The sequence below is a fragment of the Frankia sp. CoWAU3 genome, from assembly GCF_977971855.1.
In genome coordinates, this window is the sequence record NZ_CDWWXB010000029.1 from 15,713 (window position 1) to 27,396 (window position 11,684).

Consider the following 11,684-nt stretch of genomic DNA (forward strand, 5'->3'; position numbering starts at 1 on the left):
CCGGACCGCGAACCCACAGAGCCAGTGGAGTGCCGATCACCGAACCATCCCCCGCGTCCCGAAGGCGGTCCAGGGCATCCAGTTCGAGGGGCCACTCGGCGTCCTGGGGACAGACCAGCCGGGCGCCGGCGCGCCATGCCGCGTCCAGGTCCCGAACCGGATCGACACTCGGATGCGCCGCCCGGAGCGCGTTCCACACCTCGGACGCACCCCGACGCCTGACCTCGACGGCCGCGCGACGATGTTCCGGGCCGAAGACGCGAGCCAGGGCGACACGGGCCAACCGCTCGGGATCCGACCAGTCGCTGTCACCCGGTGCCACCCTCCCGGGCGCGGAAGCTGGATCCGCCCCCCGGGCATCCGGCGGAGTCGTCGAGCTCATGTCCCACTCCCTGAAGACGGCACCGGATGCGGCTTCTTCCTGCTGGGCGACACGGTTCACGTCACGGTCAGGAGCGTCCCCACGGGGGTCTCCCACGCTCATGCCGACCACCCGGGCAATCTCAGATCCAGAGCGGCACCGAACTGCTCGGGACCGGGCGTGCCCCGCCCGGCAAGATCGGCGAAGGTCCACGCCAACCTCAGGACACGGTCGAGACCGCGCGCGGTGAGCAGGCCTCTTTCGAATGCCCGCTCGGCCACGGCCGTCGCCCTCGCCGGCAGCGGCCACAGTCGGCGCATCGCCGGCCCCGGCACCTCCGCGTTGAGCCGCCACGGCGTTCCGGCCAGTCGGACCCGGGTCGCATCCTAGGCCGCAGCGACCCGCGCCGCGACAACCGCGGACGAATCACCCTGGCCACGGTCCGCCCATAGCTCCGCCCGGCTCGGAGCACTCAACGCCACCTGGATGTCGATCCGATCCAGGAGCGGCCCGGACAGACGGGCCAGATAGCGCCGACGGACCAGGCTCGGACATTCGCAGCCCACCGCGCGCGGGCCGCGGGCCTTCGAACACGGGCAGGGATTCGCCGCCAGAACCAGCTGAAAGCGGGCGGGAAACCGGGTCGTCGCGCGAGCGCGGGCGATCTCGATCTCTCCGCTCTCCAACGGTTGACGTAGCGCATCGAGACTTTGACGGGTAAACTCCGCCGCCTCGTCCAAAAATAGGATGCCCCGGTGCGCCTGACTGGCCAGCCCGGGCCGGATCACCGTCGAGCCTGCTCCGACGAGTGCCGCCGGGGTCGCACTGTGGTGCGGACTGCGATACGGCGGTCGGGTGACGAGCGGGCAGTCCGCGGGCAGCAGGCCGGCGACCGAATGGACCGCGGTCACCTCGAGAGCGGCCTCGGTACCGAGGTTCGGCAGCAACCCGGGCAGTCTGTCGGCCAGCATGGTCTTGCCACTGCCGGGCGGCCCCTGCATGAACAGGTGGTGACCACCGGCAGCCGCGACCTCGACGGCCAGCCGGCCCCTGCTCTGCCCCGCCACGTCCGCCAGATCCCCGGCCTGACCGTCGGTGGAGGCAGCTTCGGTCGTGGGGGCCTCCACGGGCTCGGCGGCGATCTCTCCCCGCAGGAGCGCCAGCACACTGATGAGATCGACAGCGGGCTCCACCACCGCGCCCGGTACCAGCGCCGCCTCGGCGGCGTTGCCCGCCGGCACCACGACCCGTTCGACACCGGCGGCCACCGCCCGAAGTACCGCCGGGAGCACCCCGCGGACACCGCGCACCCGGCCATCCAGCGCCAACTCGCCGATGAGTACCCGGCGGAGCAGGGCTGCGCGCGGCACCACGCCGGCCGCGGTGAGGATCGCCACCGCCATGGCCAGGTCGAAACCACTGCCCGATTTCGGGAGGGTGGCGGGGAACAACCCGAGTGTGATGCGACGATCAGGCCACCGTTGGCCCGAGTTCACGATCGCGGCGCGAATCCGATCCCGCGACTCATGCAACGCGGCATCGGGCAGACCGATGAGAGTCAGCCGCGGAAGACCATCGGCGAGATCCGCCTCCACCTCGACGATGTGACCTTCGACCCCGACGACCGCCACCGCCCGGGCCCGCGCGAGAGCCATCAGAACGCTCCCCGGATGTGCTCGACACGAACCGGGCCCGTCGAAGGACGGGACACCAGGAGGACGTCGAAACGCACCAATGACGAGGCGTGGGGGTGCTCGGCGAGCCACCGGGCGGCCAGGCGTCTGATCCGAACCGCCTTGCGACCTACGACGGCCTCGGCGGCCGATCCGTAACGCGTCCCGGATCGGGTCTTGACCTCGCAGAACACCAGGCTCTCACCGTCCTGCACAACGAGCTCGCCCTCGCGGCAGCGCCAGTTACGGTCGAGGATCTCGGCGCCGACCGCCGCCAGATGGCGGGCTGCGACATCTTCGCCGAACCTGCCCAGTGCGTCCTTTGCCCGCATCGCCGCTCCCGTTCGCCGGGGGACGGGTGCCCGCCGGTCGTGACCAGCGTGGACGTGGGCGGGCCGGAGAGCCATCCACATGATCGACATGTGGATGACGAGGGTTTCTCCACAGGAGCGAGCTGGGCGGACATCTCAGCGGGTCATCACGGGCTTCGGTGACGGGTCGAATCGCACGGTCGATTCAGGCGACAGCCGACCGGAATGAGGTGCCGATCCGCCGAACATACCGCCGAGACGATCAAGATGCCGAGGCAATCAGGCAGCCGGGCCGGGAAAGCGTGACGCCGAGAGTCGGCGTCAGACCTAGATTCGCTAGTAGCGCCGGCTTGCATGATCAAAGTTCGGTGATCTTCCCTTTTCGGGCTTGTTGATGTTGTTTTCGACGGCTGGGCAGGGTGAAGGCCCGGCTGTCGTGCCGGGTGAGCGCCGGGTCCACGGCCCGGGGGCGTGTTCCGCGTAGAGAACGGGCTGGTCAGACGGCCGCGGGCAGGGCGCGCAGCCGGGCGAGGGCGGTGGTTAGGTGCTGGTCGCGGCCGGGTGGCAGGCGCAGGATCAGTTGGCCTGCGTGGCGGGTGACCCGGCCGGGAATGGTGATCAGTTCGTGGCGGAGCCGGTCGCCGTGCGCGCGCCCGGCGCGCTGGTCGAACCCGGTGAGCGTCTGGAGCAGGGTGGACAGCCAGCCGGCGAGGATCGCGGCCCACGTCCAGACGGTGTTGATGGTCGGGTCGGCTGAGGGCAGGTGGCGTAGGCCGGCGCCGAGTTTGTGGTCCTTGATCTGGGTCTCGATGTCGGCGCGGCCGCGGAACCAGTACTCGAGCGCGACGATGTCCGGCCCGTCGTCGGCGGGGATGTTCGTGACGATGAAGCTGACCGCCCAGGCATGGTCGACGATTCCGTCGAGCGCGAGGGTGAGCTGGGCTTTCGGGATGGTGCGCCGCCGCCGTGAGCGGGGGTCGGTGGAGATCTCGGTGGCGGGGACCTTCACCCGGCGGATGATCGTGTAGGTGCCGGGCGGCCAGCCGGTCGGAGCGTAGCTACTGGTGGCGACCTGGGCGCCGGTCATGTCCCGCGCGTCCGTCCAGGACGTCTCCTCGACGGCGGCGTAGGCGCGCCAGAACGCGGAGTTACGCGGCGCGGCGATCGCGAAGTCCACCCCCGCGGCCACGGCGGCGCGGGCGAGGTCGCCGGTGAAGAACCCCGAGCCCGCGCGCAGCAGCGGCGGCGCGCAGACCGCGACCGGCAGGTTCGCCCGAGCCCGCGCGAACAGGCCGGCCGCGCGCGGACGGACGTCCTGGTCGCCGGCGAGCAGGTCCGCGGCCAGGACCAGCCCGGTCCTGGCCCATGACGCCAGCAGCGGCCGGCCTTCTTCCCCTCATAGGTATAGGCCACGCCGCGCTTCGTGCGGCCGAAGACCTCGACATCCGAGGAGTCCAGGTCCAGCGTCGGCCGCCCCGTGACCAGCTCGGCCCGGCGCTGCGCGGGTAACCGGGCCAGCCAGCGGCCGGCGAGCACCCCGACCGTCGCCTCGACCCCGGCCAACGCGCCCGGCCCGAACCTGGCCGCCAGCCTCGCCGCCGTCCGCGACGGCGCGAACGGCACCGCCGCCAGCAGCCCACCCGCCTCGTCGGACCGCAGCCGGTCCAGCCCGGACAGCGTCGCCTGCCCTGTCAACTGCGCCGTGGCCAACCCGACCAGCAACTCCCCGGCCGACAGTCCCCGCGCCCGCTGCTTGACCGGCCCGACCCGCTCGTCGAGCGTCTCAACGACCCCGAGCCGATCCACCAGGTCGCTCACCGCCGCCAGGCCAGCCAACCCGGTCAGCGACCGGTCCGCCGGCCCGACCCGAACCCGCAGGGCCCGTTTCCGCGGCCCGGTCGATCTGCGTAGTCTCTTTACCCGGCGGGTGCCTCTCGTCAGGACGCCATCGGTTGGTGGTGGTAACCCCGATTCTTCCTGCACGGCAGGCACCCGCTCACGTTCCAACGATCTACGAACCCCCAACATCACCAGCTACTGGCGGATCTAGGTCAGAGCTCGGCCTTGGTCAACTCCTCGACGTTGATATCTTTAAAGGTGACTACTCGGACATTCTTAACAAAACGCGCAGGCCGGAACATGTCCCACACCCAGGCGTCCCTCAAGATCAACTCGAAGAAGACCTCGCCGTCCGTGCTGTTCCTGACCTCGATCTGGTAGTCGTTCGCGAGGTAGAAGCGGCGCTCGGTTTCGATCACATACGAGAACAGCCCCACCACGTCGCGGTACTCGCGATAGAGCTGCAGCTCCATCTCGGTCTCGTACTTCTCGAGGTCTTCCGCGCTCATACAGTCTCCGTGACGCCATGCCGGCTGGTCACAAGCACCCTGTCCTCCAGCCGCAACGATCGTGCTTCCCTCGTCGTCGCCGCATGCGCAGCCACGTTGACGTACGACATCCGATGCTCGTCACACGGTCCGCAGCGCGCCAGCGCCGCCGCGTGGGCCGCGGTGACGTATCCCTTGTGCTGCGCGAAATCGTACTCGGCATAGCGCGTGTGCAACGCACGCATGATCCGGTCCCTCGTCACCTTCGCCACGACCGAAGCTGCCGCCACGCACGCGACCACCCGGTCTCCCTTCACCACCGCCAACGACTCCACTCCGAAACCGGCGACCGCGAATCCATCCGTGAGCACGTAACCCGGGCGCGCAGACAGGCGCGCCACCGCGCGTCGCATTCCGGTGATGTTGGCCACGTGCAGGCCGACCCGATCGATCTCGGCCGCGGAGATGACGACGGTCGACCACGCCGCGGCGGCGACCATCACGTCCTCGAAAACACTCTCGCGGATCTGCTCGGTCAGGAGCTTGGAGTCGGCCAACCGCGCCAGCCGCTGACGAGCCTCCGGAGCCAGAATCACCGCGGCGACGACCAGGGGTCCGGCGCATGCCCCACGACCCGCCTCATCGACCCCTGCGACCGGGCCGAGACCATGCCTGTTCAGGGCGCGCTCGTAACCGAACAGCCCGGCATCCCGGCGAAGAGCGACACCGTAGTGTCTCATGACGGACCGCGGCGGCGAGCCGTCCCTGGTGCGCACGTGCGCGTGGATCCTCGTGGCATCCGGCGAGGCCGACGGGTGGCGGTCCACGCCGGGGGGATCAGCACGGCAAAGGCGAACAGGGACACGTCATCCGTGGCCGGGTAGCCCGGCAGCGGCACCACGGCGTCGCCGGTAGAAGACAGCGCGGCGGATGTGGTCGACCCGGCCGACGCACGAGGAGCCGGAGGCAGCACCGACGCGGCGGGAATCCCGGCGAAATCGTTCGGAACGCCCAGGAAGCCGAACCGGCCAAGTGGCCAGACACGGACGAAGGCCCGTCCCACCACCGCATGCTTCGGGATCGGTCCGTTCTGCCGGGCATCCGAGGAGGCCCCGCGATGGTCACCCATCACCCACAGGTAGCCAGCCGGGACGGTCAGCGGACCGAACCGCTGATAGTCGTTCTGGTAGACGTACGGCTCGTCGAGCGGATGGCCGTTGACCGAGACCCTGCCCGCGGTATCGCAACACGCGACCGTGTCGCCGCCGACCGCTATGACGCGTTTGATGAAGTCGGTCTCGCTCGGGGCCCCGAGACCCAACAGGTTCTGCGCGCCACGAACGAACCCGCTGAACGCGTTGCTCGGCGGCGGGACGACGGACTCGGCATGATCGAATCCGGTTCCCTTGCCATTAAAGACGACGATCTCACCCCGGTGCACGTCGCGGAAGTGGTAGACGACCTTGTTGACGAGAACCCGGTCGTCGACCAGCAGCGTCCGCTCCATCGATTCCGAGGGGATCCAGAACGCCTGGACCAGAAAAGCCTTGATGAGCAGGGCGAGCAGAAAGGCGATCAGCACAAGGACCGGGAGCTCGCGGAGGAACGAGCCACGGCCACGGGTCCGCGCCGCCTCGGGCCGGGAAACCCGACGACCGGGGGCTTCCGGGCCGTCGGGCTGCGCCTGGTCCTTCGGGCCGTCAGGCTCGGCCGCAGGGGTCGGCCGCGCACCGTCCGGCTGACCGCCCTCGGTTCTTCCCGGTACCCGAGGCCCACTGGGATCGGATGCATTCACGCCGCCACCTCGCAGAATCGACCGTCAAACCTCATCGGACCGGTCGACGTGCCACCAGCCGCACCTTGCGACAGCGTTGCGGACCGTGCCGCCTATCTTCGTCCATCAACGGCGGCGCCACCTGCACGGGCAACCGGCAAGTCGCGGATGGAGAATCCGGACGCGTCACGGGGTGGCGGTGGCCTCAGCGCGCGACCGGCTCACGCTTCTCCTTGATCTTGGCGGCCTTACCGCGCAGCTGACGCAGGTAGTACAGCTTGGCCCGTCGGACGTCACCACGGCTCACGATCTCGATCTTCGAGACGATCGGGCTGTGGAGGGGAAAGGTCCGTTCCACACCTACGCCGAAGCTGACCTTACGGACGGTGAAGGTCTCCCGCACCCCGCCACCCTGGCGGCGGATGACGGCCCCCTGGAAGACCTGGATGCGCTGACGGTTTCCTTCGACGACCCGCACGTGGACCTTGAGGGTGTCGCCCGGCCAGAACTCGGGCACGTCGGTCCTCAGCGACTCGGCGTCGAGGCTGTCCAGGGTGTGCATGGCAGTCGCTTCCTGAAGAGTTGAGATGGATGGTCCGCGGCCCCGGAACGCACCGAGGTGGACAATCCGTGGTCCAGGCCGACCCGGCCGGCATGGGTGGACGCAATCACCGCGAGGTGTCCCGCGGGAAAGACATGCGACCCGAGGCCGCCCGAACCGGTCACGAACCGACGGACACTGCATTCTACTGTGCCACACCCGGGAGAGAGACCGGACCGCCCTACCCCTCGCCCGGCCCCTCGACGTCACGATGATGGATCAGGCCCGTCCCCTCGGTGGGGGCCGGCAGCATCCGCCCGGCCGCCTCGGCCGCGGCGGCAGCGAGTACGACTCGGTCCGCTTCGGCGAACTCGCGGCGTTCCAGGAGGTCCGGGCGCCGCAACAGGGTACGACGAAGCGCCTGGGAACGACGCCAGCGGGCGATCGCCTCATGATCGCCTGAGCGGAGAACAGGCGGCACCTCGGTCCCCCGCCATACCGGCGGACGGGTGTAGACCGGGCCTTCCAGCAAGCCGTCGGAGAAAGAGTCATCGGCGGCTGAGGCACTGTTACCGAGTACTCCGGGCAGCAGCCGCGTAACCGCTTCGAGAATCACCAGGGTCGCGGCCTCGCCCCCGGCCAGCACATAGTCTCCAATGGAGATCTCGTCATCGGCCCAGGTCTCGATCACTCTGGCGTCGATGCCCTCGTAGCGCCCGCAGCAGAACACCAGCCAGGGCTCGCGCGCCAGTTCTTCGGCGTGGCGCTGAGTGAACGGAGTCCCCGCCGGGGTCGGCACGACGACCCGGGGCCGGCTACCGGCCACTCGTGCGGTGATCTGCGACAACGCCGCGTCCCAGGGCTCGGGCCGCATGACCATCCCCGGGCCTCCCCCGTAGGGGGCGTCATCCACGGTGCGATGAACATCCGTGGTCCACATCCGCAGATCATGTGTATGGATCTGCAGGGTTCCGTGCTCCTGAGCCCGGCCCACGAGCGACAGACGCAGGGGCTCGAGATAGGCCGGGAAGATGGTGACGATGTCGGCGCGCATCGGCTGCTTTCAGAGATATCGGCTCTTTCAGAGATATCGGCTGCCTGCCAAGAAACCCGATCTACCCGCCAGCCGAAGACCGGGCCGAGGGCCCGCAGCCGACTTCCCGCCCAGGACCCGGGTCAATCGAGATCGAGCAGGCCGGGCGGCGGATCCACGACGATCCGGCCGGCGGGGGGGTCGACGGTCGGCACGATGTCACGGACGAAGGGGACGAGATGCTCACCACCGTCCGGGCCGCCGATCGCGAGCAGGTCTCCCGCAGGGGAGTGAATGATGTCGGTGACGTGCCCCAACAACATGCCCGCCGTGGTCACCGCCCGCAGGCCGACCAGGTCCCGATCCCACCACATCTCCACAGCCTCGCCGTCACCGTCGGCGTCGTCGAGCGGCGATCCCGCCTGATCCGCGTCGATGGTCAGGAGCACGCCGCGCAGCGCCTCCGCGGCGCCACGATCGTCCACCCCGCGAAAATGAAGCAACAGGCGGCCCGAGTGCCAATGAGCGCCGGAGACGGTGAGCGCAGTCCCCCCCCCTTCGCGACCGAGGACCGCCCCTACGACAAACCTGCGGTGGGGCACGTCGGTACGAATCTCGATCGTGACCTCACCGCGGATGCCATGCGGACGGCCGATCCGCCCGACGACGATCTCCTCAGCCACGACTTCTCGGGCAATCAGGACGAAGCTCGCGACAACGCCGGCAGGTCCTAACGGTCCACATCGACGACGTCGATCCGAAGGGCCCGGCCTCCGACACCACCCATCACCGCGCGCAGCGCACGAGCGGTACGACCTCGCCGACCGATGACCTTCCCGAGATCTTCGGGGTGCACCCGCACCTCCAGGGTGCGTCCACGCCGACCGTTGTTCAGGTCCACCCGGACGTCGTCGGGGTGATCGACGATGCCTCGCACGAGATGTTCGAGGGCCGCCTCCAGCACCTACTGCCCCGCGGCCGGTGCGTCCGTGGCCGGGGCGGCTTCCGCTTCCTCTGCCGACCCGGACTTCTTGGCCTTCTTCGGCGTGGTCGCCGGCCGGTCCTCGGCGCCTGCGGCGGCCCGCGCGGCCGCCTGGAAGATCTCCCGCTTGTCCGCCTTTGGCTCGGCGACCTTCATCGGCGGGGGCGCCGGCAGGTTCTTGAACTTCTGCCAGTCCCCGGTGACCTTGAGGATCGCGAGGACGGGCTCGGTGGGCTGTGCACCGACCGAGAGCCAGTGCCCCACCCGCTCGGCGTCGACCTTGATGATGCTCGGGTCGGACTTGGGGTGGTACTGCCCGATGGACTCGATGACCCGACCATCCCGCTTGGTACGGGCATCAGCCACGACGATGCGGTAGTGCGGCTCGCGCATCTTGCCGAGACGCTGCAGTTTAATCTTGGTTGCCACGGTGGTCGAACGGCTCCAGACATGTCGATGACCACTGGTTTTCCATGGCTGCGCATGGAGCCCCGGTGGTGGGAAGCACCCGCGCCGGACAGCCACTCACACATCTCCCGCGCGACACCGCGAGGAATGAGGGCAGCCACACCGACGCTGGCAGGCAGGGCCTGTATTGAGCTTACAGTCTGCCAGATCGTGACCGCCGCACACGAGCGGGGAGCCCGTGCACTCGCCACGGCCGCATCGCGCGGGTCAACCCCGTTCTCCGCACATGCGCGCGTCGTCCCAGGTCAGGGCGCTGACCGATTTGATCATGCGATGCATCGTCGCAGGTCACGGCACCGTGTGCGGAAGACAGGGTCAACGGCCCCCGCGGGGGCCGCGCGGCGGCATCCCACCGAAGCCGTCCTGCTGCCGCATCAGCGCCGAGAGATCCGGCATGCCGTCCGGAAGCGCGGGGCCCTTCGCCGGCCGCTCCTGCGCAGTGGACTTCTGCGCCTTGGCCTGGGCCGCCCGTGCCGCCGGATTACCCTTGCGGCTGGCTCCCTTGCCCTTCTTCGCTGCCTTGCGAGCCGAGGCGGCCTTCGCTCGACCCACCCCCCCCGGCATCCCCATGCCGCCAGCCATCTGTCGCATCATCTTGCGGGCCTCGGCGAACCGGTCCAGCAGCTGGTTGACCTCGGTGACCGTGACCCCGGATCCACGCGCGACCCGAGCCTTGCGGGACGCCTGCAGGATCCTGGGATCACGCCGTTCCGTCGGCGTCATGGACCGAATGATCGCAACCACCCGATCGACGTCCCGATCGTCGACCTGCGCCAGTTGATCCTTCATCTGGCCCATACCCGGCAGCATGCCGAGCAGGTTGCCGATCGGGCCCATCTTGCGGACCGCGAGCATCTGTTCGAGGAAATCCTCGAGCGTGAACTCGGAGGCGACCATCTTCGCCGCCATGGCCTCGGCCTGCTCGGCCTCGAACGCCTTCTCGGCCTGCTCGATGAGGGTGAGGACGTCACCCATGCCGAGGATCCGCGACGCCATGCGTTCCGGGTGGAAGACGTCGAAGTCGTCCAGGGCCTCACCGGTGGAGGCGAACATGATCGGCCGACCGGTCACCTGGGCGACCGAAAGGGCCGCACCACCGCGCGCGTCGCCATCGAGCTTGGTCAGGACCACTCCGCTGAATCCCACGCCATCGGCGAAGGCGCTCGCGGTCGCGACCGCGTCCTGACCGATCATCGCGTCCAGGACGACGAGAATCTCATCCGGTGAGACGGCGTCGCGGATGTCGGCCGCCTGCCGCATCATCTCCTCGTCGACGCCGAGCCGCCCGGCCGTGTCGACGACGACCACATCGAAGACCTGCCGGTGCGCGTGCGCGAGCGCGTCGCGCGCGACGCGCACCGGATCCCCGACCCCGTTGCCGGGCTCGGGCGCGAAGACCTCCACCCCGGCCCGCGCCCCGACCACCTGCAGTTGGTTGACCGCGTTCGGACGCTGCAGGTCGGCCGCGACCAGCAGCGGGGTGTGACCCTGAGCCTTGAGCCAGCGCCCGAGCTTGCCGGCCAGGGTGGTCTTACCCGTTCCCTGCAGGCCGGCGAGCAGGATCACTGTCGGCGGGGTCTTGGCATACCGCAGCGTCGTCGTGCCGCCGCCGAGGATCGCAACGAGCTCCTCATTGACAATCTTGATTACCTGCTGGGCAGGGTTCAACGACGCACTGACCTCGGCGCCGCGGGCACGCTCCTTCACCGCGGCCACGAAGCCACGGACGACCGGGAGCGCGACGTCCGCCTCAAGCAGAGCCACCCGGATCTCCCGCGCGGTGGCGTCGATGTCGGCATCGGTAAGGCGCCCTCTGCCACGCAGCGACGCGAAGACCTTGTCGAGGCGGCTGGAAAGGGTGTCGAACACGCGCACACACTCCGGGATCGCAGACGGACCGCAGGGACCAGCGTACGCACCCGACGACGAAGGCAGCACACCCCCGTGTCCGATCAACCGACGACGTCACGCATCGGCCGATCGACGCGGACGCGACGTGCGCGGCCCGGCGAGGCATGCCCGCACGGACGCCGGCCTGGTCATTCACCTGCCGGGTCCGCCCTCTGCGCTGAGGAGGGCGAGACGCCTCGCCGGACGCTCACCCCCCCCGGCCAGGAGAACACCGAGGAACATGTCGCGGCTGACCGCGGAGCCCCACAGCTCCGCTCAGTGATGAAGCTTAGCTTGTCGTTTAACCTTCGGGTGTCACTCTGT

The 11,684-nt window shown here is 69.3% G+C and carries 11 protein-coding genes and 2 pseudogenes; all 13 read right to left on the reverse strand.

From position 1 onward, the window contains the following. Positions 1 to 382: pseudogene (locus tag AC08ON_RS05070) on the reverse strand (DNA-processing protein DprA); the annotation flags it as partial. A gap of 98 nt (positions 383 to 480) precedes the next feature. Continuing rightward, a pseudogene (locus tag AC08ON_RS05075) lies at positions 481 to 2,016 on the reverse strand (YifB family Mg chelatase-like AAA ATPase). Beyond that, the gene (locus AC08ON_RS05080; protein WP_476606642.1) at positions 2,016 to 2,366 is read right to left on the reverse strand and encodes a YraN family protein; all 351 of its coding nucleotides are present in this window, start codon (positions 2,364 to 2,366) and stop codon (positions 2,016 to 2,018) included. Before AC08ON_RS05080 ends, AC08ON_RS05075 begins: the two are co-directional and overlap by 1 nt. 475 nt (positions 2,367 to 2,841) lie before the next feature. Then, positions 2,842 to 3,723, reverse strand: a complete 882-nt coding sequence (locus AC08ON_RS05085) for a transposase (protein ID WP_476606648.1) — start codon at positions 3,721 to 3,723, stop codon at positions 2,842 to 2,844. 673 nt (positions 3,724 to 4,396) lie between these two features. Continuing rightward, positions 4,397 to 4,693 (reverse strand): DUF2469 domain-containing protein, encoded by a 297-nt coding sequence (locus AC08ON_RS05090; protein WP_011437963.1) that lies wholly within the window; start codon positions 4,691 to 4,693, stop codon positions 4,397 to 4,399. Beyond that, positions 4,690 to 5,412, reverse strand: coding sequence for a ribonuclease HII (locus AC08ON_RS05095; protein WP_476606643.1), 723 nt, complete (start codon positions 5,410 to 5,412; stop codon positions 4,690 to 4,692). The genes AC08ON_RS05090 and AC08ON_RS05095 overlap by 4 nt, the downstream gene beginning before the upstream one ends. Continuing rightward, a complete protein-coding gene (gene lepB, locus AC08ON_RS05100; RefSeq protein ID WP_476606644.1) occupies positions 5,409 to 6,467 on the reverse strand; it encodes a signal peptidase I in 1,059 nt (352 codons plus the stop codon). Before lepB ends, AC08ON_RS05095 begins: the two co-directional genes overlap by 4 nt. Positions 6,468 to 6,651: 184 nt before the next feature. Next, the gene (rplS, locus tag AC08ON_RS05105) at positions 6,652 to 7,008 is read right to left on the reverse strand and encodes a 50S ribosomal protein L19 (RefSeq protein ID WP_011437966.1); all 357 of its coding nucleotides are present in this window, start codon (positions 7,006 to 7,008) and stop codon (positions 6,652 to 6,654) included. 220 nt (positions 7,009 to 7,228) lie between these two features. After that, on the reverse strand, positions 7,229 to 8,041 hold the full coding sequence (gene trmD, locus AC08ON_RS05110; protein ID WP_476606645.1) for a tRNA (guanosine(37)-N1)-methyltransferase TrmD: 813 nt from the start codon (positions 8,039 to 8,041) through the stop codon (positions 7,229 to 7,231). 122 nt (positions 8,042 to 8,163) lie between these two features. Further along, entirely contained in the window at positions 8,164 to 8,703 is a 540-nt protein-coding gene (rimM, locus tag AC08ON_RS05115; RefSeq protein WP_011437968.1) for a ribosome maturation factor RimM, read from the reverse strand. 47 nt (positions 8,704 to 8,750) lie between these two features. Beyond that, positions 8,751 to 8,984 carry an RNA-binding protein gene (locus AC08ON_RS05120; protein WP_476606646.1) on the reverse strand — a complete coding sequence of 78 codons (234 nt, stop codon included), beginning with the start codon at positions 8,982 to 8,984 and terminating at the stop codon, positions 8,751 to 8,753. Continuing rightward, positions 8,985 to 9,431, reverse strand: coding sequence for a 30S ribosomal protein S16 (gene rpsP, locus AC08ON_RS05125; protein WP_011437970.1), 447 nt, complete (start codon positions 9,429 to 9,431; stop codon positions 8,985 to 8,987). Between the two features lie 354 nt (positions 9,432 to 9,785). Further along, entirely contained in the window at positions 9,786 to 11,339 is a 1,554-nt protein-coding gene (ffh, locus tag AC08ON_RS05130) for a signal recognition particle protein (RefSeq protein ID WP_476606647.1), read from the reverse strand. Positions 11,340 to 11,684 lie beyond the last annotated feature (345 nt).

What these genes read in the sequence shown, in the direction of transcription:
- trmD (WP_476606645.1), bottom strand. Translation starts at nt 8,041, where the DNA reads ATGCGCGCCGACATCGTCACCATCTTCCCGGCCTATCTCGAGCCCCTG.
- rplS (WP_011437966.1), bottom strand. Translation starts at nt 7,008, where the DNA reads ATGCACACCCTGGACAGCCTCGACGCCGAGTCGCTGAGGACCGACGTG.
- AC08ON_RS05080 (WP_476606642.1), bottom strand. Translation starts at nt 2,366, where the DNA reads ATGCGGGCAAAGGACGCACTGGGCAGGTTCGGCGAAGATGTCGCAGCC.
- AC08ON_RS05090 (WP_011437963.1), bottom strand. Translation starts at nt 4,693, where the DNA reads ATGAGCGCGGAAGACCTCGAGAAGTACGAGACCGAGATGGAGCTGCAG.
- AC08ON_RS05095 (WP_476606643.1), bottom strand. Translation starts at nt 5,412, where the DNA reads ATGAGACACTACGGTGTCGCTCTTCGCCGGGATGCCGGGCTGTTCGGT.